At 42.2% G+C, this 23,209-nt stretch carries 23 protein-coding genes and 1 other annotated feature; of the genes, 6 read left to right on the top strand and 17 right to left on the bottom strand.

Annotated elements, in window-relative coordinates:
- The first annotated feature begins 151 nt into the window (after positions 1 to 151).
- The 3 genes from IGJ26_RS13485 to IGJ26_RS13495 are packed head-to-tail and all read left to right on the top strand — an operon-like array spanning position 152 to position 2,705.
- Complete coding sequence (locus IGJ26_RS13485) at positions 152 to 1,126, top strand: ABC transporter ATP-binding protein (protein ID WP_016612782.1); 975 nt, start codon at positions 152 to 154, stop codon at positions 1,124 to 1,126.
- The gene (locus IGJ26_RS13490) at positions 1,123 to 1,926 is read left to right on the top strand and encodes an ABC transporter permease (protein WP_086372351.1); all 804 of its coding nucleotides are present in this window, start codon (positions 1,123 to 1,125) and stop codon (positions 1,924 to 1,926) included. The genes IGJ26_RS13485 and IGJ26_RS13490 overlap by 4 nt, the downstream gene beginning before the upstream one ends.
- Positions 1,927 to 1,931: 5 nt before the next feature.
- Positions 1,932 to 2,705 (top strand): ABC transporter permease, encoded by a 774-nt coding sequence (locus tag IGJ26_RS13495; RefSeq protein ID WP_016612786.1) that lies wholly within the window; start codon positions 1,932 to 1,934, stop codon positions 2,703 to 2,705.
- A gap of 55 nt (positions 2,706 to 2,760) precedes the next feature.
- Here the strand turns inward: IGJ26_RS13495 and IGJ26_RS13500 are convergent, their stop codons facing one another.
- The 4 genes from IGJ26_RS13500 to IGJ26_RS13515 all read right to left on the bottom strand — a co-directional run bounded on the left by IGJ26_RS13500 (position 2,761) and on the right by IGJ26_RS13515 (position 7,396).
- Complete coding sequence (locus tag IGJ26_RS13500; protein ID WP_016612787.1) at positions 2,761 to 3,219, bottom strand: PTS sugar transporter subunit IIA; 459 nt, start codon at positions 3,217 to 3,219, stop codon at positions 2,761 to 2,763.
- A gap of 13 nt (positions 3,220 to 3,232) precedes the next feature.
- A complete protein-coding gene (locus IGJ26_RS13505; RefSeq protein WP_016612788.1) occupies positions 3,233 to 4,399 on the bottom strand; it encodes an MFS transporter in 1,167 nt (388 codons plus the stop codon).
- A 65-nt stretch (positions 4,400 to 4,464) separates the two neighbouring features.
- Positions 4,465 to 5,796, bottom strand: a complete 1,332-nt coding sequence (locus IGJ26_RS13510; RefSeq protein ID WP_194199226.1) for a 6-phospho-alpha-glucosidase — start codon at positions 5,794 to 5,796, stop codon at positions 4,465 to 4,467.
- A 28-nt stretch (positions 5,797 to 5,824) separates the two neighbouring features.
- Positions 5,825 to 7,396 carry an alpha-glucoside-specific PTS transporter subunit IIBC gene (locus tag IGJ26_RS13515; protein ID WP_016612789.1) on the bottom strand — a complete coding sequence of 524 codons (1,572 nt, stop codon included), beginning with the start codon at positions 7,394 to 7,396 and terminating at the stop codon, positions 5,825 to 5,827.
- A 180-nt stretch (positions 7,397 to 7,576) separates the two neighbouring features.
- On the opposite strand from IGJ26_RS13515, the gene IGJ26_RS13520 reads away from it, so the two are divergent.
- Positions 7,577 to 8,350: a MurR/RpiR family transcriptional regulator gene (locus IGJ26_RS13520; protein ID WP_010749961.1), complete on the top strand. Its 774-nt coding sequence runs from the start codon at positions 7,577 to 7,579 to the stop codon at positions 8,348 to 8,350.
- A gap of 27 nt (positions 8,351 to 8,377) precedes the next feature.
- Here IGJ26_RS13520 and IGJ26_RS13525 read toward each other — a convergent pair whose 3' ends face one another.
- From IGJ26_RS13525 to IGJ26_RS13550, 6 genes are all read right to left on the bottom strand, one after another.
- On the bottom strand, positions 8,378 to 8,623 hold the full coding sequence (locus IGJ26_RS13525; protein ID WP_016608418.1) for a hypothetical protein: 246 nt from the start codon (positions 8,621 to 8,623) through the stop codon (positions 8,378 to 8,380).
- A gap of 227 nt (positions 8,624 to 8,850) precedes the next feature.
- Positions 8,851 to 9,477 (bottom strand): restriction endonuclease, encoded by a 627-nt coding sequence (locus tag IGJ26_RS13530; protein WP_194199225.1) that lies wholly within the window; start codon positions 9,475 to 9,477, stop codon positions 8,851 to 8,853.
- A gap of 492 nt (positions 9,478 to 9,969) precedes the next feature.
- Positions 9,970 to 10,233, bottom strand: coding sequence for a type B 50S ribosomal protein L31 (locus IGJ26_RS13535; protein ID WP_008380527.1), 264 nt, complete (start codon positions 10,231 to 10,233; stop codon positions 9,970 to 9,972).
- Positions 10,234 to 10,332: 99 nt separating this feature from the next.
- Positions 10,333 to 11,628 (bottom strand): transcription termination factor Rho, encoded by a 1,296-nt coding sequence (gene rho, locus IGJ26_RS13540; RefSeq protein WP_005233978.1) that lies wholly within the window; start codon positions 11,626 to 11,628, stop codon positions 10,333 to 10,335.
- A gap of 2 nt (positions 11,629 to 11,630) precedes the next feature.
- Positions 11,631 to 12,890, bottom strand: a complete 1,260-nt coding sequence (locus IGJ26_RS13545; RefSeq protein ID WP_005233977.1) for a UDP-N-acetylglucosamine 1-carboxyvinyltransferase — start codon at positions 12,888 to 12,890, stop codon at positions 11,631 to 11,633.
- Between the two features lie 173 nt (positions 12,891 to 13,063).
- Entirely contained in the window at positions 13,064 to 13,933 is an 870-nt protein-coding gene (locus tag IGJ26_RS13550; RefSeq protein ID WP_005228297.1) for a class II fructose-bisphosphate aldolase, read from the bottom strand.
- A gap of 368 nt (positions 13,934 to 14,301) precedes the next feature.
- Here IGJ26_RS13550 and IGJ26_RS13555 point away from each other — a divergent pair, with 368 nt between their 5' ends.
- A complete protein-coding gene (locus tag IGJ26_RS13555; protein WP_005233973.1) occupies positions 14,302 to 14,757 on the top strand; it encodes a YehR family lipoprotein in 456 nt (151 codons plus the stop codon).
- A 263-nt stretch (positions 14,758 to 15,020) separates the two neighbouring features.
- Here the strand turns inward: IGJ26_RS13555 and IGJ26_RS13560 are convergent, their stop codons facing one another.
- Complete coding sequence (locus IGJ26_RS13560) at positions 15,021 to 16,628, bottom strand: CTP synthase (RefSeq protein ID WP_086298062.1); 1,608 nt, start codon at positions 16,626 to 16,628, stop codon at positions 15,021 to 15,023.
- Positions 16,629 to 17,376: 748 nt separating this feature from the next.
- On the opposite strand from IGJ26_RS13560, the gene IGJ26_RS13565 reads away from it, so the two are divergent.
- Positions 17,377 to 18,057, top strand: a complete 681-nt coding sequence (locus IGJ26_RS13565) for a hypothetical protein (protein WP_086298064.1) — start codon at positions 17,377 to 17,379, stop codon at positions 18,055 to 18,057.
- Positions 18,058 to 18,112: 55 nt separating this feature from the next.
- Here the strand turns inward: IGJ26_RS13565 and IGJ26_RS13570 are convergent, their stop codons facing one another.
- The 6 genes from IGJ26_RS13570 to dapF all read right to left on the bottom strand — a co-directional run bounded on the left by IGJ26_RS13570 (position 18,113) and on the right by dapF (position 23,192).
- A complete protein-coding gene (locus IGJ26_RS13570) occupies positions 18,113 to 18,820 on the bottom strand; it encodes a zinc metallopeptidase (RefSeq protein WP_016612795.1) in 708 nt (235 codons plus the stop codon).
- 94 nt (positions 18,821 to 18,914) lie between these two features.
- The gene (locus tag IGJ26_RS13575; protein ID WP_005233964.1) at positions 18,915 to 19,247 is read right to left on the bottom strand and encodes a zinc ribbon domain-containing protein YjdM; all 333 of its coding nucleotides are present in this window, start codon (positions 19,245 to 19,247) and stop codon (positions 18,915 to 18,917) included.
- 183 nt (positions 19,248 to 19,430) lie between these two features.
- Positions 19,431 to 20,090 (bottom strand): methionine ABC transporter permease, encoded by a 660-nt coding sequence (locus IGJ26_RS13580; protein ID WP_194199224.1) that lies wholly within the window; start codon positions 20,088 to 20,090, stop codon positions 19,431 to 19,433.
- Positions 20,083 to 21,108, bottom strand: coding sequence for a methionine ABC transporter ATP-binding protein (locus IGJ26_RS13585; protein WP_430599691.1), 1,026 nt, complete (start codon positions 21,106 to 21,108; stop codon positions 20,083 to 20,085). Before IGJ26_RS13585 ends, IGJ26_RS13580 begins: the two co-directional genes overlap by 8 nt.
- A 14-nt stretch (positions 21,109 to 21,122) precedes the next feature.
- Positions 21,123 to 21,980 (bottom strand): MetQ/NlpA family ABC transporter substrate-binding protein, encoded by an 858-nt coding sequence (locus tag IGJ26_RS13590; RefSeq protein WP_144330897.1) that lies wholly within the window; start codon positions 21,978 to 21,980, stop codon positions 21,123 to 21,125.
- Between the two features lie 50 nt (positions 21,981 to 22,030).
- Positions 22,031 to 22,265 (bottom strand) — a binding site (T-box leader).
- Positions 22,266 to 22,358: 93 nt separating this feature from the next.
- Complete coding sequence (gene dapF / locus IGJ26_RS13595) at positions 22,359 to 23,192, bottom strand: diaminopimelate epimerase (RefSeq protein ID WP_430599692.1); 834 nt, start codon at positions 23,190 to 23,192, stop codon at positions 22,359 to 22,361.
- Between the last annotated feature and the right edge of the window lie 17 nt (positions 23,193 to 23,209).

Below are 23,209 nucleotides of genomic sequence, written 5' to 3' on the forward strand. Positions count from 1 at the left end.
AAAAAGCGCTCTCTTATGCTACACTGTTCCTACTTTTGTTTGGCTGACGAACCGCTGCCCCAACCATGTTCGTTTGGACCAACTCGTTGCGAGTATTCGATTTCGAATGCTCTTTTTGTCGCGTTTGTCAAAAGAAAGTGAGTGAATCCAAATGATCCAAGTAGAACACCTCAGCAAGACCTTCCAAGTGTCCAAGCGAAAAAGCGGCTTTCGCCAAGCAGCCAAAGCATTTCTTTCTCGTGAAACCACCACCGTCCATGCGTTGCAAGACATCAGCTTTACCATCAATGAAGGCGAAATGGTTGGCTACATCGGGCCTAATGGTGCTGGAAAAAGTACCACCATAAAAATCATGTGCGGGATTTTGACCCCTGATCAAGGCATTTGTCACATCAATGGTCGTACGCCTTGGCAAGAACGTATTCAACATGTCAAAGACATCGGCGTCGTCTTCGGGCAGCGCAGTCAACTCTGGTGGGATGTCCCCGTCAATGACAGCTTTGATTTGATCCGTGATATCTACAAAGTCGACGCTGCTAGTTATCAGCGCAACCTAGAAGAATTAGTCACCTTACTAGATTTAGGTGAGATCTTAAAAACCCCTGCTCGGTCCTTGAGTCTCGGTCAGCGTATGCGCTGTGAGATCGCCGCCTCCTTACTCCATGACCCCAAAATCTTATTTCTTGATGAACCCACCATCGGTTTAGATGCTGTATCAAAGATTGCCGTGCGTCAGTTTATTAAAAAAAGAAACCAAGAAAAAGGCACCACAGTCATCCTGACGACCCACGATATGCAAGATATCGAGGCGCTGACACAGCGAATTCTGTTGATCGGCAAAGGACAAATTTTGCTGGATGGTCGCCTCGATGAACTAAAGCATCGTTTTTCTGATGTCAAAACGCTGGAGATCGACTATCAAGGGAATGAACCTCATCTGCCAGAAAACGTCCAGCTGCTTCAAAAAGACGTTGGTCGCCTTGTTCTGAAACTTAATCCCAAAGAAGTGTCGGTCGCTCAGCTGCTCAGTCTGCTCAGCAATCAAGTCGAGATCACCGATTTGGCCGTTGCCAGTATCACCGCCGAAGAAATGGTCGCTAAGCTGTATCAGGAGTATCAAATATGAGGAAGTATCAGGCATTTTTCCGCATTCGCTTTATCAATACCTTGCAATACCGCTCGGCGGCAATTGCCGGGATGGCTACGCAACTAGCTTGGGGCTTGATGGAAATTCTGGCATTCCACGCCTTTTACCAAGCAGATCCTAGTGCCTTTCCCATGACCTTTCAACAAACCGTCTCCTATGTTTGGCTCCAGCAAGCCTTTTTGTCTTTATTTATGTTGTGGTTCTTTGAGGCAGAAATTTTCAATACCATCACCACAGGGACGATCGCCTACGAACTTGTGCGGCCGATGGATCTATACAACCGCTGGTTTTGCCAATCGGCTGCCAATCGCTTAGCAAAAGCGCTCTTGCGTTGCGGACCGATTTTTGTGATTGCCTTTTTACTGCCAGCACCTTATCGCTTGATTCTGCCAGCAAACATCGTTGCCCTGTTCTTGTTTCTTTTGTCTATGGCGCTGAGTTTAGGTGTAGTGATCGCTATGTCGCAGCTGGTCTATATCTCGACTTTTTACACATTATCCTCCATCGGGGTGCGGATCGTCATCAGCTCCATCGGTGAATTTTTAGCTGGCGGGGTCATTCCTCTGCCTTTCTTTCCACAGCCTTTTCGCCAATTCGTGGAACTATTGCCTTTTGCTTCCATGCAAAACGTCCCGCTGCGAATTTACAACGGGGATCTGACTGGCTTTGCGCTTGTTTCAGCATTGCTCTTACAAGCGTTTTGGCTCGTACTTTTGATCGCGATCGGAAAAATTTGGCTGCAGCAGGCACTCAAACGTGTCGTTGTGCAAGGAGGTTAAGGAATATGGTTTATTGGCATTATTTTTGTATTCATCTCAAAAGTCAGATGCAGTATAAGGTTTCCTTTGTGTTAACTGCTTTGGGACAATTTCTAGGTTCCTTTACCGCTTTTTTAGGCATTTGGTTTATGTTTGCCCGGTTTCATCAAGTGGATGGCTTTACCTTTGAGGAAGTCCTGCTTTCCTTTGCGACGGTTTTGTTTGCCTTTTCGATTGCGGAATGCTTCTTTCGCGGGTTCGATCTTTTTCCACAAATGATCAGTAATGGCGAGTTCGATCGGGCACTCGTGCGTCCTCGATCCTTGATCTTTCAAGTCTTAGCTTCCAAAATGGAGTTCTCTCGTCTCGGTCGTTTTATTCAAGCCTTGCTGTTGTTTGCGTATGCGATTCCCAATAGTGGAATTGCTTGGCATTTTGGAAATGTCCTGACTCTTTTTCTAATGATCGTCTGCGGCGCCCTCTTTTTCGCCCTATTGTTCTTAGTGTATGCCGCCATTTCCTTCTTTACGATCCAAGGACTTGAATTTATGAATATTTTTACCGATGGTGCCCGAGAATTTGGTCGCTACCCATTTAGTATCTACGGAAAACACGTCTTGCGTTTGTTGACCTACGTCGTGCCGATGGCTTGGTTTCAGTATTATCCATTCTTGTATGTCATTGGTCGCATAACTAATCCTTGGTGGATCTTATCGCCGTTGGTTTGTCTGCTCTTTGCCTTTCCCGCCTTCTTCTTTTGGCGAGTAGGTTTGAAGAACTATATTTCTACGGGTTCGTAAATAAAAAGGAGCGCCTCTCTTTGAAACTAAGAGAATGCGCTCCTTTTTTATTCGGTTATTTCAAGTGAAAAACAGCTTCTCCTTGCTGAATATCGCCGTCAGTTCGCAGGCACTTCCCGCCTTGTTCCTCCATGAAGACAACGATCACCATGGTCTCTTTGCCCATTTCCTCAACTGCTGCTACATCCATTTCTGCCAGCAGCTCACCTGTCGTGACTGACTGGTTTTCTTGGACCGCGATCGTGAAGGGCTCCCCTGCTAACGCCACTGTTTCAATTCCCATGTGGATCAAAAGGGAACGGCCATCCACCAACTCAACGGTTAAGGCATGCTGTGTTGGAAAAATCGTTCGAACCGTCCCGGCTGCTGGTGCATAGATTTTTCCGTGATGATGAGAAACGGCAAATCCATTTCCCATCATTTTAGACGAAAATACCTCATCTGGTACTTCTTCGATCGGTAGCAGTCGGCCTGTTGCCGGTGCACAAATTTCTATTTTTCTTTTAAAAAGCATCCGTAATTCCTCCTTAGATTGCCGACAGTGTTCTCTGACAGCTAGAATAGATAAGAAAAGCTACGAAGGGCAATAAACCAAAGATAAAGATGGCAGTATCGAGGGACAGCACCTGCGAAAGAAAGCCGCCAGCTAATGGCGAAAGAAACGATGCCGCACCAATGTACACACTGATCGATATCAGTTGTCCAGAAGAAAAAACAGCTGGCGGTGTAATAGCACTGATAATCATTCGACTGCCGATGGTAAATGCCGGTACAGTGAAAAACTGCAGAAAACTGGCTGCCAAAAGTAAGAATGGGCTACTAGCAAGCCAATAGACAAAAAATTGTAAGGTTAAAAATATGCCTGCAATCAAAATCAAGCGCTCATTTTTCCATTTAGCAATCATGCGATTCAGCAAAAGGTACGCTGGAATTTCACAAAAGGATTGGATCGACCATTTCAGACCAACAAATTCACTGCCTCTTTCCATTGTAATCAGCTTGTCGATAACGACCGTATTGTTCGCAACGATCGTCAAGTACAAGAGAAAGAACAGTCCCGTATAAACCAAAAAGCGTCGGTCTTTGCATAACAGAAGAATGTCTGCCAGCGAGACACCGCTGTTTGTTGCTGTTCCTTGCTTTTGCGGTAAGGCGTTTTTCTCTGGGATCGTTCGTGAAAATGTATAATTGATAAGCAAAAAGAGGAGCAGCGGCAAACTAAACCAGCGATAATTATTGGAAAATAAAAAGAATGGCACGCAGACACTCATCATACTCCACCCTAAAGAGCCGTTTGCTTTGATTGAAGCAATTCTTTTTGAAGTACTGGACTCCGATAATACCCAGTTATCGAGCACCGTTGCTGTTGTATTGGCTAATCCACCCGCAATAGCCAATACCAGAAAATGGATCAGCCAGTGGTCTTTTCCTAACCAATAAAAACTAATGGAGAAGAAAACCAGAAAGATCATCAGAAGCAGCGAAATACGTTTTAATCGTTTGCTCTTGTCCGAATAATAGCCGATCACTAACTGAAAAAGAATTGTCGTGATGCTGTAGGAGGCTAAAAACCAGCCTCTTTCAAGCGCATCATAGCCTTGCTCAGTTAAAAAAGGAACGATTTGTGTCATCAAAATCGCCATCGTTGCATATTGAACAAAATAGATTACTTGAAATTTGTGTTTGATTTCCATTCTTTGTTTATGATCGGCTGAAGGAAATTCCTTCAGCCGATCCCTTTCCTTTTTACCTGCTGGACCTATTTAAGTTCTGGCCAATATGGTTCGTTCGCCACAATCATTTCATCTAATATTTCTTTGGCGACTTTCGCACTTGGTACAGTTTTGTTCATAGTAAAGGACTGCCACAATTTTTGGTAAGACTCTTGTTCCCAAGCATCAACTGCCAATTTTTCAGATGCGATCTGCTGCTCCATCAATCCCTTTTGGAATGTTGGAATATCACCGATCGACAAGACTTCGTAGCCATCTTTTCCAACTAGACAAGGCAGTTCCACCATTGCATCATGGGCAAAGTTGGCAATTGCGCCGTTGTTTTCAACAATAAGAATCATGCGTTCTTTCGTATTAAAGGTTAGTGCGCAAGCAAGGTCTGTAATAAAGGAAGCATGTTCGTTTGAGGCAAATGTTGTATCAACTGCTGTGTTGTTTGCAACGATTCGTCGGCATTCATCAAACACATACTTCTCTCGTCCGTCAATGATCTCATTGGCACGGGTATACTCTTTGTCCGCATGAGCCACCGTTTCATCAGCCATCAAATAATATTTCAGATAGGTATTCGATAAAAATTCTGGTTCAATTTCGTGCAGATCTTTAGCCGCCCACATCGTTTCCAGCCAACTGCTTTCTTTATGCTGGCCTTTTTGTGTTTGTTCGGTGTAGCCGTACTTTTGAACATGCGCACTGATTTGTGGCATCAAGTCATTGCCGTCATGGTCTTTGATGCTGGTCCACCAGCCAAAATGATTCAAGCCGAAATAGCTCGTCTCAAATTCTTTCCGATCCTTCAACCCAATCACTCGCGCCATGATATCTTCCAAACAAACTGGCATATCACAAATATTGATGATTCTTGAATTTGGTCGGAATCTTCTGGTCGCTTCGGCAACGACTGCTGCTGGGTTGGAATAGTTCAAAAGCCAGGCATCTGGCGAGTATTTTTCCATGTAGTCGACTAGTTCTAAGATCGGTCCAATCGAGCGCAGGCCATAAGCTAAACCACCAGGTCCGCAGGTCTCTTGTCCGACAACATTATGCCTGAAAGGAATTTTCTCATCTTGTTCCCGCATAGCATATTTGCCGACACGAAGCTGTGCCATTACGATATCGACATCCGTAAAAGCTTCCTTTGGATCGATTGAATATTCGAACTGTACTTCTGGCGCTCGCTCGGCAATAATGATCGCACAAGCTTTTGCTACGGTTTCTTGTCGCTTTTCATCGTTGTCATAAAATTTGATTTTTCTAACTGGAAAGCGCTCTTGACTTTCTAATAACATCATAACTAGCGATGGTGTATAGGTACTTCCGCCACCTGCAATTAAAATTGAACTTTTTTTCTTACTCATGGTACTTGTTCCTCCTTGTGATTCTGTTTTATTCGGCCATTAGTTCTTCGAATGATTCTCTAACCGTTGGTACCGTTAATCCTACAATGATTTGAATGCCGCCATTTCCAGGGTTGACCAATCCTGAGGCACCTGCTTCTTGAAACTGCGTACTATCTGCAACTTTGTCGGCATCCTTAACAGTCAAACGCAGCCGTGTCGCACAATTCGTTACATCAATGACATTGTCTTTCCCACCTACCAAGTGCATATAGGCCTGTGCTTGCCGCACATGTTTTGGTAATTTTTCATCTTGCTTTTTGTTGTCATAATCTGCTTTTGTATACAACTGCATTGCTGCAGTATCATCCTCACGTCCAGGCGTTTTTAAGTTGAACTTCTTGATCATAAAGGAGAACACAAAATACCAGATAGCGGTAAAAATCAGCCCGATAATGATTTGGGTAATATAAGTTGAACTGTGAAATTTCCACAAGGGCAGCCAATTTAGACCTAACCAGTTGATCAATCCGCCGCCAAAGTCCCCGACAACCCCGAAAGCATAGGAGATTGTGGCGATCGAAGCATCCAGTAAAGCATGAACAAACCATAATGCTGGTGCAACAAACAAGAAAGTAAACTCGATTGGTTCAGTGATTCCGGTCAAAATAGCCGTCAATGCTGCCGGTGCAATCAATGCGATCACTTTTTTCTTTTTATCAGGCCGAGCCGCTTGGATCATCGCTAAACTCAGACCTGCCGTTCCAAAGACTTTCGACATTCCTGATAGTGAGAAACCGCCAAACGGATAGAGCTCTTTCAGCGAAAACGCAGTAGTTTGGAACTCGCCAATGTGGGAGGCCCAATAAACGGCCATTCCCCCTTCGACAACCGCACTGTCATAGGCAAACGGTGCATAAACAAAGTGATGCAAGCCTGTTGGAATCAGTATTTTTTGCAAGAACTGATAAATAAAGACACCGAAGTTTCCTGATTCAATGAAAAAGCCTTGCATGCTTCTCATTCCCTCTTGGATAACTGGCCAGACAAAACACATGAGTACTGCCAAAGGAACCATGGCAAAAAAGGAAATCATGGTTACAAAGACTGATCCGCTGAAATTCGACAGCATTTCTGGCAATTCTTTTTCATAGAAGCGATTGTGGAGATAGACAACGATTCCCGAAATCAGCAAGCCGCCCATCATGCCGGTATCTAAGGTGATGATTCCTGCAATCGAGGTCAACCCAGAACCAGCAGTTGCCCCTTGAGCTAAATCTACCGCAAATGATTCTGGCCACAAAGTTAAAATTGCATTTACAAAATAATTAAAAGCGATATAAGTAACGAGTGCCTCCATCGTAGCGCGAGCGGCGTATTTTTTAGCTAGACTGATCGGCAGCCCTACTACAAATAAAAGCGGTAATTGGAAGAAGGGCGTCCAGCCTCCTGCTGCGATCACATTCCAAAATTTGAACCAGAGGGTATCTGGTGCTGCGATATCCCCCATAATCGTCTGATTCGAAAATAGCAGAGAAAAGCCGATAACGATCCCGAAAAAGGAAAACAGCATGACCGGTGCCAGCATCGCTCCGCCGAACCTTTGAATTTTTTTCATCATAGTTTTTCGTCCTTCACGTTTTTTAGTTAAGCGCTTTACTGATTCTCATTTTACTATTAAAATGATGCTATGAAACCCTTTTCCGTTGTTTAAAAGTTTCTCACATTTGAAAGGTTTTTTTCACATAAAATGTGAATTGTCACACAGAATCAATGGAGAGATAAAATGAGGAGATAGCCTATGCTGCAAGACCGTATCACTACCTACCAGTCAAGATTAACCGAGAATGACTTTTTGATCTGGTCCTACATCACCACTCACAAAAAGCACTGCTTGGCAATGTCCATCAATGATTTAGCCAAGGAGTGCATCGTTTCTAGGACGACGATTATGCGCTTTTGTCAAAAAATCGGCTTTGATGGCTTTTCAGAATTCAAATACCATTTAAAGAACGAGGTACAACAAGAAAATGCCCTACTCTCTGAGATTGAAGGCGAAATTCTAGACAATCATATTCAAACGATTGAAAATTTAAAAAAGAAAGATTTTACAGCATTGTGCAAGATGATGGCTCATGCCAAACGAATCTTTGTCTATGGTTCAGGGGACATTCAAAACCTTGTTTCCAATTATATGAAACTCTTATTTTTGCCTAATGGACTACTTGTCTACGATTTTGGTGCGATCTCAGTCAATGAACAATTTTATCGCATCATCGAGCCAGATGATTTAGTGATTTTGATTACTTTAAACGGTGAGTCACCCACCGTTGTCAAACTAGCAAAGCAACTGAAACAGCGCAATATCAACACGATCGGGATCACGAAGCTGAGAAACTCAACGGTTTCTAAACTCTGTTCTGAAACGATTTTCTTTTTAAATCCAGAGATCCAGTCAACCGAAAATGCGATCGCTCCCTTTGAAACGACCGCCACACTTTTCTTTGTGATCGAGTACTTATTGTTAAAATATGATGCTTGGCAAAAACAAGCCGCAAGCGTCTCAGAGCCATAAAAGTTCTCTTGGTTTTCCTTAATTCATTTAACTTACAGTATTTTGAAAGACGCTTGAATAAGCCATTTTCAGCCAATTTCTGCTAGGAAAAGCAGCCAATCTCTGGTAAGATAAATAAAAACGTAAAAGAGGACCAGTTATGGAATATTTAGCGATTTTACTTGTTTTCTTTCTATTGAATGTAGTGATACTTGTACTTGGATTGAAGAAGAAACGAATCATGCTGCTTTTTCTGTCACTCTCTGGTTTATTGTTGGTTTGCTTGATTGCCATTTCTTACGTTTTCTTCTATTCAAATACACTTTAAGTCGTCAAAAACACGGGAAGCTGGCTACGAACCTACCGAAACAAACGAGGCTGTTTTAGTCATTACACCCGACGTATAGGACACATTTGTTAAAATTAATTTGAGAAAAAAAATGACTGTGACATAAGTCGCGAAAAAAGCGTAATGAATAACGGATATCCGTTCATTCATTACGCTTTTCTCTTGTTTTTTTTCATGATGAATAATTAAACGAGCTATACTCACCGCACGTTTCGCAGATATAGTAATAATTGCGCTTCTTCTTATTGTAGAGTTTCAACTTCTTCCCATTTTTACAACTCTTGCATTCTTCTAATTCCGTCAAGGTTTTATAATAAAACAACTCACTGATCATCTCTGGATAAAAATGCGCAAGCAGCTCAATCAGTTTTTTTCTATCAACCAACAGTAGATTATCACCGGCTATTTCTAATGCTTGATCTGTAAAAAAATGTGTAGTGATGAAAAGCCCATTGGGAAACCCTTTGTCTGGAAAAATCCCTTTAAATGCGGCAACGAGTGGCTTACTGATCCGCTCCGTTGTCTTTTGCGGATTCCAGGCTTTACATTGGACCGCTATTGCCTTTTTATTATTAGAAAAAGCATACACATCAATACCACCATCTTTGTAACCATCGATGTTTTGGACGGTATATCCCATCTTTTGTAAAATACATTCAGCAATATAATTCAAATCCTCTGATTTACAGGTTTCTAATTGAGCCACAATCTTTTTCAATTTTCTCGGGTATGTACGTTCATTATGGTTGCTTAGTTCTGGGAAATTAATGACTTCCTTCTTTTTCTTAAATGAAAACATGTCTCTTCCTTTCTTGATTGTTTTGGATGTGATTCGTTAAAGCATAGCTAGTGAGTAGTCTTTAATTATGTAGAATAGAAACTGGTTCTTAAAGAGAGAACTATCTACTTTTCTCAATAAAAATCGTGTGAACTCGATAAAATAAGTCAAAAATAAGAAACTTATAACGGAATATTATTAATTTAATGATAATTTTATTCAAGATAAATGTCAATTGAAGTTTGAATATTCAATAATAATCGATGATTAAATCAAACCACTCTTGATCATTGCTCCATTTCGAAAATTACTAGATAGGATTCGTTACAGTGCTAATTTCCACATTCTTGCCTACAGATTTATTGATTCCTTTTACTTTGTTTGTAACAGATTCTGAATGGTTTCTTTCGGTTTAGCAGTTGAGTGTCTATTACCTATAAAAACAAAAAAGGTTTCCCTCGTAAAAGGGAAACCTCAGAAATGTTATCGAAACAACATTTACATTTATTTGTCTTATTCTGCAGCGTTGTTGTCTTTGAGACCGTATTTTTTGTTGAAACGGTCCACACGTCCGTCTGCTTGTGTGAATTTTTGACGTCCAGTGTAGAATGGATGTGAATCAGAAGTTACTTCGACACGGATCAGTGGATACGTGTTGCCGTCTTCCCACTCAACAGTTTCTTGAGAATTCTTTGTAGAACCTGATAAGAATTTGAAACCAGTAGTTGAGTCCATGAATACAACTGGATGATAATCTGGATGGATATCTTGTTTCATTTCTTCTTCTCTCCTTTGCCCTGGCTCATTTGCTTCACCAGAGTTGATTTGTCGATTTTACAACATGACTATCTTACCATGTTTGGATTTTAGATGCAATTATCTTTTTATATTTCTTTTTGGCCGCTTGTCTCCGAAATGGACATCATGAAAAGCCGCTAAAAACTCTTCATTCTTTTTCGTTTTGCGCAAGAATTGAATGAATTGTTCTGTGAACTCCAAGGAATCCCCCAACATGTTGTTGCGTAAGCGCCAAGTTTCTTCCAATTGTTCACTGCTCATCAGCAATTCTTCTTTACGGGTACCAGATTTCTTGATGTCGATCGCTGGGAAGACCCGGCGTTCTGCGAGGCTGCGAGAAAGCTGCAGCTCCATATTGCCGGTTCCTTTAAACTCTTCATAGATGACATCATCCATGCGGCTGCCGGTATCTACCAAAGCTGTGGCAAGGATCGTCAAACTACCGCCTTCTTCAATATTGCGGGCAGCGCCAAAGAATTTCTTCGGTTTGTACAAAGCAGCTGGATCGATCCCGCCGCTTAGTGTACGTCCGCTTGGAGGAACGACTAAGTTATAAGCTCTCGCCAAACGAGTGATACTATCCATCAAAATCACGACATCACGCTTGTCTTCCACCAAGCGCATCGCCCGTTCTAATACCAATTCTGAAACACGGGTATGATTGCTAGGCTGTAGGTCAAAGGTTGAAGAAACCACGTCACCCTTGACACTACGTTCTAGATCAGTTACTTCTTCTGGACGCTCGTCGATCAAAAGTACGATCAATTCCACCTCAGGATAGTTGTCCGTAATCCCATTGGCAATTTCTTTCAATATACTGGTTTTCCCAGCTTTAGGCGGGGCAACGATCAGTCCCCGTTGACCAAAACCCACTGGCGCCAGCATATCGATCATCCGAGTCGAAAGACGTCCTGACGTTGTTTCTAATTTTAAATGACGGTTCGGATAAAGGGGCGTCAGCGCTGGAAAATGCGGACGCTCTTTGGCATCTTCTGGATCTTTGCCGTTAACAGACTCAACGTGCATCAATCCATAATAGCGTTCAGATTCCTTAGGCGGGCGCGCCTTACCGGCGACTTTATCGCCATTACGCAAACTAAACCGACGAATCTGTGAAGAAGAAATATAGATATCTTCTGCACTCGGTCCATAGTTGATTGGACGTAAAAAACCATAGCCTTCTTGGCCTACGATATCCAAGATTCCTTCCATATAAAAGAAGCCTTGTTTTTCCGCCTGCGCCCGTATCACAGCCAATGACAATTCTTTTTTATTCATTTGGCTGTAATAAGGAATTCGAAACTCTTTGGCAAAGGTGTAGATCTCTTTTAAGGTTTTGTTTTCCAACTCTGCCATCGTAAGATAATCGCTCATAATTACTCCTCTATCATTTGAATATCAGCTCCAAGAGCCGTTAGTTTTTCGATGATATGATCATAGCCGCGCAAAATGTACTCGACATTAAAGACGCTAGTCGTGCCAGTCGCCATCAATCCGGCAATAACTAGACAAGCCCCTGCCCGCAAATCAGAAGCGACAACTTCTGCTCCGTGCAATTGGCTCGGTCCGCTGACAAAAATCATGTTGCCTTCTGTCGTTGCTTGTGCGCCCATCCGTGCTAATTCAGGAATATGGTTGACCCGTTTGGCGTAAATCGTGTCCATAATCTCCGATGTTCCCTTTGCTTTTAGCAATAATGGTGTGATCGGCTGTTGCAGGTCTGTGGCAAATCCCGGATAAGGATAAGTTTTCACAGTCGCTGGTTTCAACTCTTTTGAGGGATGCACATAGATTTCATCTTCGCTGATATCCATTCGCACACCGATTTCTTCCAATTTCGCAATGTAGCTTTCTAGATGCTCATAAATCACATTTTTGACTGTAATGCCTTCACCCGCTGCTGCGGCTAAAGAAAGATAGGTTCCTGCTTCGATTCGGTCTGGAATAATAGAATGACGACAACCGTGCAGTTCTTCCACACCTTCGATACGAATTTCATTGGTACCTGCACCTCTGATTTTCGCTCCCATATTATTTAAAAGGGTCGCGACATCAATGATCTCAGGTTCCCGTGCAGCATTTTCAATGATCGTTTTGCCTTTGGCTCTTACTGCTGCCAGCATTACATTGATTGTTGCTCCGATGGAGACCATATCTAAGAAAATCCGTTCGCCAGTCAAGCCTTCTTCTTCGGTACGCAAATACATGGCGCCATGCTCGTTGGTGACTTTTGCGCCAAGTGCTTCGAAGCCTTTGATATGCAAATCGATTGGTCGCGGGCCTAAGAAACAGCCGCCAGGCAACCCAACGACGCCTTCACCAAACTTCGCCAATAATGCCCCCATGAAATAATACGAAGCCCGTAGACTATTGATTTTTCCGTTAGGCATCGGGATCGAAACGATATTGGTTGGATCGATCTCTAGCGTATTGTTTTCAAAATGGGTCTTCACGCCCATGATTTCGATAATCTCAATTAATGAGTGCACATCTTGGATGTCGGGCACTCCTTCTAAAATGACCGGTGAATCAGCTAAGATCGCTGCCGGGATCAATGCGACTGCACTGTTTTTTGCGCCGCTAATGGTGACTTCACCTTTTAAGGGACGATTGCCGTTGATGACAATTTTTTTCATTGAATTCCACCTATACTCTTTTTTAATTTATGTGTATCATTCCAATTTTAGCACAGATTACACAAAGAAAAAAGATGCAGTATATTTTTGATCCCCGCATCAAGAATATTTTCTTAGAAAACAAAAAAACTCTTAGAATCAGTGATTCTAAGAGTTTTGATCTTTGATTAAGATTAAGCTTTACCAGCTGAACCGAACCAGTCGATGTGTTCTTCTGCATCTTTAACGATTGCAGCAACACCTGGTGCTAATAATTTACGAGGGTCGAATCCTTTGCCTTCTTTATCTTTGCCAGCTTCGATGTATTCACGAGTTGCTTTAGCAAATGATAATTGGAATTCAGTATTTACGTTTACTTTAGAAACACCCATTGAGATTGCTTTTTCGATTTGGTCTTGAGGAATACCAGAACCACCGTGTAATACTAATGGTACATCAGAACCTACTGCATCAGCGATTGCTTGTAAGTGGTCAAAAGCAAGGCCTTTCCAGTTTTCAGGGTATTGACCGTGAATGTTACCAATTCCGCAAGCTAGGTAATCAATACCAGTTGCAACCATTTGTTTACATTCTTCGATGTCAGCTAATTCGCCAGAACCGATGATTCCATCTTCTTCTCCGCCGATTGAACCAACTTCACACTCAACAGAAACGCCTTTTGCGTGTGCTTTTTCGACAACTTCTTTAGCCAATTTCAAGTTTTCTTCAAATGGTAAGTGAGAGCCATCAAACATAACAGAAGTGTAACCAACTTCGATACATTCCATTGCTGCATCGTAATCACCATGGTCTAAGTGGATTGCAACTGGAACAGTGATGTTCATTGAATCAACCAAGTTTGTAACGATGTCTTTAGCAACTTTGTATCCGCCCATATATTTGGCAGCACCCATTGAAGTTTGGATTAGAACTGGCGCTTTTTTCGCTTCAGCAGCTTTTAAAATCGCTTGTGTCCATTCTAAGTTGTTTGTGTTGAATCCGCCGACTGCATATCCGCCTTGACGAGCAGCTTTTAAGAATTCAGCTCCTGATACTACTGGCATAAAAAATTCCTCCTAAGTTTTGAAAAACTTTATTTGTTAAGCAATGCTTAACCGACAATGCTATTTTAGCAAAGATTTGCGGTATTTGCTACTAAAAAGAGGAATTTCTCTTTTCAAAAAAAGATTGCACAAATATAAAAATCCAGCATTTTCATCATCTTTTCTGAAAGTCTACGATTCTGTAAGGTTTTGCTCTCCTATATGCGGTCGTTAGATAACAAATCAGCGTGTGAAAATTCGAGAAAAATTTCACATATTTTTTCGTCATTTTATCATAATTTTCCAGTAAATCCTTCCTTCTTCTCCTCTGAGCATAAGAATAGCCTTGTGAAAGCAGCTATATTATCATGTAAAAAAGGAGGGATAAAATGAAAAAAGCGCTTATTGGATTTTTGGCAGTCATCGGGGTTCTTTTCTTGGCAAGTTGCAGCTCGGGGGCCAAAGAAGAAACCAAAACATTCACAATGGATCAAAATGGGGTTTCGATGGAACTGGTCTTCACTTATGAAGGCGATAAAGTAAAAACCCAGACTGCGAACAATGTCATGCCGTATTCAGCGATTGGGGTAACGACCAAAGAAGAAGCACAGACGGTACTTGATCCGATCGCAGAGCAGTATCAGCAAGTCAAAGGGTTGGACTATTCCCTCGACTATACAGATAGTGAAGCGACTGAATCATTGACCATCAATTATGATGAGTTGGATTATGATTCAGCGAAACAATTGCCTGGGGTTAGTTTTGAAGGAAACACCGAAAATGGGATCAGCATGGAACGTACAGAGGAAATGCTCTTGGATCAAGGGTATAAATTAAAAGAATAATCCTCTCTAGGCACCAGCAAATCAACATGCGTTACCGCTGGCGGATTTCATTCGAACTGTTAGCGAAAAAAAAATGCATCAGTCAGAAACTTCCGGTCGCTTTGACGGAAGTTTTTTTGTGTGCAAAAAGGGATAGCTTCTACCAACGCTCAAGCAAGTTTCAACCTTTTACGGATTACTGGGATCGCACAACTCAAAAAAACTCCCCATCTTGAGATGAGGAGTTTCGCACATTCATTGCTTGATTTTGCCGCTAGCGATTATTATGCTTGGCGGTTGTCTAATGAAGCTCCAACAAAGGCTTTGATCAAGCGTTGTGGGCGAGTTGGACGAGAAATCAATTCTGGGTGGAATTGGCAACCCACGAAGAATTTGTTTTCTGGGATCTCAACGATCTCAACCAAACGATTGTCTGGTGACACACCTGAGAAAACCATCCCGTTTGCTTCAAAGATTTCACGGTATTTGTTGTTGAATTCATAACGATGACGGTGACGTTCTTGAACAACTTCCTCCCCATCATAAGCTGCAGCTGTTTTGGTGCCTTTTTTCACTTTACATGGATACAAGCCTAAACGCAATGTTCCACCTAAGTTTTCGATGTTTTCTTGGTCAGCCATCAAGTCAATGATGTTGTTGGCTGTTTCAGGATCCGTTTCTGCGGAATTGGCATTTTCCAAGCCAACGACATTGCGGGCATATTCCACACAAGCCATTTGCATCCCAAGACAAATACCTAAGAATGGCACATCATTTTCCCGAGCATAACGGATCGCTTCGATTTTCCCTTCAATCCCGCGATCACCAAATCCACCAGGAACAAGGATCCCGTCTACTTCACCTAAGTAAGAATCCACGTTTTCTCGTGTAATTTCTTGGGCTTTGATCCAATCGATCTCGATGTCTGCATCAAAGGCAAAACCAGAATGTTTCAAGGCTTCGACAACTGATAGATAAGCATCTGGCAATTCCACGTATTTTCCGACTAATGCGATGCGTACTTTTTTCTTCAAATTTAGTACCTTTTCTTCCAATGCTTGCCATTCAGTCATGTCAGCAACTGGTGCAGTCAGTTTCAAATGATCACACACGATTTGATCCATGCCTTGCGCTTGCAGTGCCAATGGGATCGAATATAGGGTCTCAACGTCACGAGATTCGATCACGGCTTCTGGTGCCACGTCACAGAATTGTGCCAATTTGTTTTTTGTTGATTGTCCTACGGGTTGTTCTGTCCGAACGACCAAGATATTTGGTTGAATCCCTAAGCCGCGCAGTTCCTTCACACTATGTTGAGTCGGTTTGGTTTTCATTTCGCCCGCTGCTTTCAAATAAGGAATCAGCGTCGTATGGATATACATCACATTGTCTGAACCTACGTCTGCCTTCATTTGACGCAAAGCTTCTAGAAACGGCAATGATTCAATATCCCCTACTGTTCCGCCGACTTCTGTGATGATCACATCTGAATCAGTCATTTTGGCTGCCCGCATGATTTTTTCTTTGATCTCGTTGGTGATGTGCGGGATCACTTGAACAGTCGCGCCTAAGTATTCTCCTTTACGCTCTTTCCGCAAAACTTCTGAATAGATTTTTCCAGTTGTTACATTTGAGTATTTGTTCAAATTGATATCGATAAAGCGTTCATAGTGACCTAAGTCTAAGTCGGTCTCTGCTCCATCATCGGTTACGAATACTTCACCATGTTGATATGGGCTCATCGTTCCTGGATCGACGTTGATGTACGGATCGAATTTTTGAATGGTTACTTTCAAGCCACGATTTTTCAACAAACGTCCTAATGATGCTGCTACGATCCCTTTACCAATAGAAGAAACCACACCGCCGGTTACAAAAATATATTTTGTCATAAACTGAAAAACTCCTTTAATCTATTTTACAGGAAAAGCATTTAGAAAATAATAAAAGCTCCCTATCCATAAATGAATAGGGAGCGAAAATTCTAAATCACTTTCTGACTCTTGTAAAGAGTGCCCAAACAGAATGATACATTCTCACCTCACAAATGTCAAGAAAACTTTATCTGATTTTTTCAGAAAAAACGGAGGTTTCCAAACGAAGCGCTTTACGCTTCGTTGCAGCTGGTTTCTTCTTTTTCACGACTAAGTTCTATGGTTATTCTTTCTTAAACAACCTTCATGTTTTCTGCACAACTTTTTGCAATTTTTTCATTGCTTCTTACGAAATCGTTGAACTCTCTTTGGCATAATACAAAGTGTAGATGAAGTCTGGCGCTTTACTCGTTTTGGTAAAAATGATCGGAACGTATTTCTGGTTATTTTTGGCAAAGACGAGGTGCAGGTTCGATTCCTGCCTTCTACGCTAATATAATTTTTCTTTTGCAGGATAGAGCTAACTATTCTGCTATTTTTGTCTGCCAAGTAATGTGCTCTGAATGATTATTCCCCAATAAGGAGTGCCCTCAATAAATACCAAAATTTGATTGCGCTTTTTGATTATCTTTGAGATTATAGATATATATTTAAATTATTTTTTTATGGCATCTTCCGGTAATCATTTACCGATAAGGAAACAATCAAATTCTGTTGTCTCCCAAAAGAGATTCTATAGAAGCCACAATTTTGGAGGAAGAAGACAATGACTGCTAAAAACCAAAAAGCACCAGATACTGTCAAGACACTAATCCGGCCTCGAAATCCTTTACAGATTTTTTTCGCATTCTTGCTCGTGATAGGGCTACCTACCATGCTTTATTGTTATTACTATAATTACAGTCCTTTCCCTAGTAAAAAAGTAGCTGGCGTTCCCAATAATCACCTTGTTCAGCTAAAGAACCCTATGGACCTTTCCAGTTTATTGTTGGATTTTGGCTCACAACTGAAATTTAACACAGTGGCTGAGTCCATGACGGTTTACTTTGATTATTATCAAAAAGGGGAGATAAAAGAACACAAAATAGTCGCTTCCCTGACAACAGAGCCAAGAAGTGATTATAATGGCTATTTGAACATAGGAATTACTAAGAGCGATTCTCTACTCTTCGTTGATTTATTTTCAAATGGTTCCTCATCAAATACAATGACCGACTTATCTAAATTCCACTATACGTCCCTTGGAGAAGATAGTTTATCTCCTACTGGAGCTAGTACTAGTATTCCCAATAACGAGCTTAACATTGAGAAAAAACAAGAAATTCCGTTGCTTTATATTGCCAAGGGCGGTGACGTCAAACTATATGCTGAAATGAAAAACAATCTATCTGAAGAAAATTTAAAAAGCGTTGAAAACGTCTATTACATTTACTTAATAGTAGAATAACGAAAAAAGACCAGTTCAGGATGCTGAGCTGGTCTTTTTTCTGTCACACTGTCGATTAATTCCGACGGTTGTTATTACCAAATAAAATAATCAAACGTAAGAGTTGCAATAAGGTTGCTACGGCAGCTGCGACATAGGTCAACGCTGCGGCAAAGAGCACTCTTCTCGCTTGTGGTACTTCCTCTTCTGTTAACAAGCCACCATCTGCCAAAATACGGATCGCCCGTTTTGAGGCATCGAACTCGACTGGCAAGGTCACTAATTGGAAAATAAACGCTAATGAGAAAGCCAACAAACCTAAGTTGATCAGAAACGAGCCTCGTAACAGTACCCCGATCAAAATCAACGGGATCGAGATGCTGGTTCCGATATTGGCGATCGGTACGATCGCATGACGCAAACGCAAAGGAAAATAGCCTTTGGCATCTTGGACTGCGTGACCACACTCATGGGCCGCAACACCGATTGCTGCTACCGAAGTTGATTGTGCGGTGGATTGTGATAAACTCAGCATTTTGTTGCCAGAATTGTAATTATCCGTTAAATCACCAGCGATCGCTTGCACACCAACATTATTGATTCCTTGGCTCTGCAAGATGTACTGTGCCGCTTTTGTGCCGGTAATATTATTTTTACTTCTGACTTTGTCATATTTGTTAAAGGTACTTTTGACATACGCTGACGCTGCTAGCGAAATCACCATACCGATAATTACGAGAATGAAAGTCGGGTCATAAAAAAAGCCGAACCCGTATCCGCCCATACCATACACGATAAAATTCCCCCTTTTAATCTTTGACCTTATTTTACCATTAAAGTGGTGAAAAAATTATGAAGATGACTGGAAGATTTTGTTTTTAACCTTTTTTTACAAATTCTGATTTTAGTTTCATTGGGCCGAAGCCATCGATCTTGCAATCAATGTTATGGTCGCCTTCGACTAATTTGATGTTTTTCACTTTCGTTCCTTGTTTGATGGCGCCAGATGCGCCTTTGACTTTCAAGTCTTTGATGACCGTTACTGTATCACCATCTACTAAAATATTGCCATTGGCATCTTTGTATACGGGTGCTTCTTCCGCCGCTTGTTGCTCTTGCCATTCGTTTCCGCATTCAGGACAAACAAACAGCCCGCGATCTTCATAAGCGTATTCAGATTGGCAATTTGGACAATTAGGAATTTGAGTCATAGTGTTGCTCCTTTAAAATATAATTTTCGCTGTAAAAAAACAACTCACCATCAGCATACCGAAAAACCACTAGTGGCGCAACCAAAAATCAGTGACCGATAAGCAAAAAAATCGCTTCTGTAGAGTAATAACAGAAGCGATAATTCACGTGTATCCGAAAAGGAACTACACAGAATTCATTTTTTATTTCGAGAAATAATTTGCACAAGCATCGCCGATCCATTGGATGATTTGTACCAGAAGAATCAGCAGGAGAATCACCACAATCAAAATCGCCGTTTCATAGCGATAATAACCATACTGAATTGCTAAATCGCCAATGCCGCCTGCGCCAATTGTTCCCACCATCGCTGAGTAGCCTAAAAGACTGATCAAAGTTAGCACAAATCCGCGAATCAAAGCTGGCAGACTTTCTGGTAAAATCACTTCGCGAATAATTTGCCCCGTCGATGCTCCGGAAGCGACACTAGCTTCAAGGACGCCATAGTCGATTTCGGCAAATGCGGATTCAGCGATTCGGGCGTAAAAAGGAATCGCGGCAATCGATAAAGCAATCGCTCCGCCCGCCGGGGTATAAGGATCACCGATCAGCATCGCTGATAACGGAATCAACGTAATCAATAAGATCAAAAATGGTAGCGAACGGATTGCATTGACGACAAAATCGGCCAGATGATGCAAGAAAACATTTTTATGAAAAAGGTTACTGCCGACTAAAAACAGGACTAATCCAATCAATAAGCCGAAAACTACTCCTATAATTGCTGAAGTTCCCACCATGAAGAATGTTTCCCATAGTGCTTGGGGCAGGTTTGTTTTTAAAATCTCAAGCGTATCAGCCATTTTCTTCACCTATCTTTCTTAGAGAAAAGACGTTCGCAGCTAGGTGTTCTCGGGCTTTTGCTGCTTCTTCGGCGGGTCCGGTCAAATAGATATACAAAATACCGATCACATCTTTTTTGATATACTCAATTTTTCCGTGGATAATATTGATCGACACATCATAGGCTTTAGCTACAGTCGAAATCAGCGGTTCTAACGTATACTCACCTTGGTAGCGCAATTCCAGCAAATCGCCTTCCGTGAAGGTTGCTAGAATCTCCTCGGGAAGCGTCAGATCCAAGTAGCGGCCAACCAGTTTTTTCGTAATAGGCTGTTTAGGCTGGCTGAACAAGCCGTAGGTCGTTTGTTCTTCAACGATGCGACCCTTCTCCATCACTGCTACCCGATCAAAAAACTTGCGAGCAACATCCAATTCATGGGTGATAAAGACGATGGTGATGCCTGTCTGTTCCTTGATTCGGATCAATAATTTCAAAATTTCTTCAGTCGTTTCAACATCTAACGCACTGGTAGCTTCGTCACACAACAAAATCTCAGGTTCGTTGGCAATCGCTCGTGCAATGCCGATCCGTTGCTTTTCTCCCCCAGACAAATTATTCGGATACTCGTGAATTTTGTGAGGCAGATCCACCATTTCCAACAGTTCCTTGATCCTCGCTTCTTGCTGATCTTGCGGATAATGCCCAGCGCGCAAAGCAAAGGCTAAATTTTCCTTGATGGTTCGATTATGGATCAGATTGAAATGCTGAAAGATCATCCCGATTTTTTGTCGTACTTCACGCAAGTGTTTGCCTTTGGCTTGCGTGATGTCTTGACCATCAATCAGAATTTGACCGCTAGAGGGCACCTGCAGTAGATTCAACGTACGAACCAAGGTACTTTTCCCAGCCCCGCTCAATCCGACGATCCCGTATACTTCTCCAGCTTGAACGGAAAAATCAACGGAATCCACTGCTTTTTTGATTTGTTTTTTATGAGTGAATTTCACTGATACTTGTTTTACTTCTATTTTTGCCATAAGATATGCCCTTCTTACTCAGTCCAAAATTTCGGTTGATCAAAGTTGCTGAACGGTGATTCGGCAATCGCTTCTTTAAATGCGTCACTTTCTAATACTTCCGTAACTGCCTTAGCAAAATCACTGTCTTCTTCTTCGGAGGACACCACAAAGACATTTTTATATTCTTCTTTCAATGACTCCAACGCCAAAGCATCTGCAGGATCAAGAGAAGCCGCCCAAGCGAAGTTTCCTGGTACTAAAGCTAAATCAACTGTATCTAACGAACGAGCCAATTGGGCTGCGTCTAATTCTTTAAATGTCAGATTCTTCGGATTTTCTTCGATATCATTCACCGTTGCCTTCGTTTCGTCGATATTGTCTGCGATGGTGATCAACTCATTGGCAGCTAACAGTTGCAAGGTCCGAGCTAAATTTGAGGCATCATTGGCAATCGAAACAGTCGCCCCGTCTGCTAACTCATCCAAGCTGGACAGTTGCTTCGAATAGATGCCCATTCCCAGTGTGGGCACTTTTTGTAATGCCGTAAGAGATAACTGGTTATCTGCCGAAAATTTTTCTAGATAGGCCGTATGCTGAAACAAATTGGCATCGATTTGGCCATTCGCCAAGGCATTGTTCGGCTGAATATAATCATTAAACACTTTGGTCGTAAGTTGATACCCTTTTTCTTCCAGTAATGGAGAAATCACCTCTGTCACCATGTCCCCGTATGGTCCCGGCGCCACTCCAACGACTTTTTCTTCCACTGCATTTACACTGTTTTCACCGGACTGTGTATCCCCTGTGCTGCTAGTATTGCCACAAGCTGCCAATGTAAGTAAGACAGCAGCAGCAACTAATCCAACGACTCCCTTTTTCAACTGTTTCATTTTTTAGTTCCCCCTTTTTATAATAAAAAAACGTCCTTTCTCCATCATAGAGAAAGGACGAAACAACCTTGTTCGTGGTACCACCTTTGATTCATTGGCACAATCAGCCAACCTTATCAGTTTATCAACTGCTTTGCTATAACGGGCAATCCCGCTGCACGCTTGCTTTTGCTCACGTCCAAACGCTCCAAGGCCATCTTCAGTCAAACGGCTGTGCTCTTTCTCACCAATCCGAGCTCTCTGATCCAATCGAAACTGACTTACTCTTCTTATCATCGCGTGTTTTTTAATTTGTGTTTAACTATACGATAGCCTCAAATGAATGTCAATTCTTTTTTTCACGAAAATATCATCTTTTTGCAATAACTTTCACAGTGTTTACAGAGTCAAATTCTCATCTAGAATCAAGCCTTCAGAGACCATAACCGCATCACCGATCAATTCTAATGCGCCCTGATCAACATCAACTTCTACCGTTAACTCGCCACCTAACACGTGCAGCAAGACATTCGCTGCCGCTTGCTGGTGACGTTTGGTCACGACATACGCAGTGGCACCAGAACCTGTGCCGCACGCATAGGTAAAACCTTCCACCCCTCGTTCATACGTGCGAACGATCAGCTCACCTTTCTCGTCTTCTTCATAGAAATTGACATTGGCCCCTTTTGGGAAAACTTCCCAATAGCGAATTTCTTTGGCAAGTTCAGCTAGCTGTTCCAACTCAGTTTCTGCCAGACCAGGATAGTGAACCACCGCATGAGGGATTCCTGGATCACCCAATTCCACATAGTCCACGAAAGAAACCATTGGATTCGGGTACGCTTGATCAAATGTAGTCACGGTCGGTGGATTCAAGGTTACTTTGTAGTGTTTTGCCGACAAGCGCCATGCGGGGACATCGCCAGCAACTGTTTCGATGGTCATCTGCTCGCCAGCAATTCCCTTCTCAAAGGCATAACGGGCAATACAGCGAGCGCCGTTGCCGCACATTTCTGCTTCGGTCCCATCAGCATTGTAAAACCGCATCCGAAAATCAGCGGTTCCTGTGGGAAAATCCACTGCCATGACTGCATCCGCGCCGACAGAAAATTTCCGATGGCAAACTTGAGCAGCAAATTGCGACAGTTGTTCATGGGAGAATTTCAATGTGCGGTTATCGATTACGATAAAATCATTCCCCGAACCTTGCATTTTTGTATAAGGAATCGTCATGTTGTCACCTGCTTTTC

The sequence above is a fragment of the Enterococcus sp. AZ095a genome (genome assembly GCF_050546735.1).
GTDB lineage: Bacteria > Bacillota > Bacilli > Lactobacillales > Enterococcaceae > Enterococcus_D > Enterococcus_D entomosocium.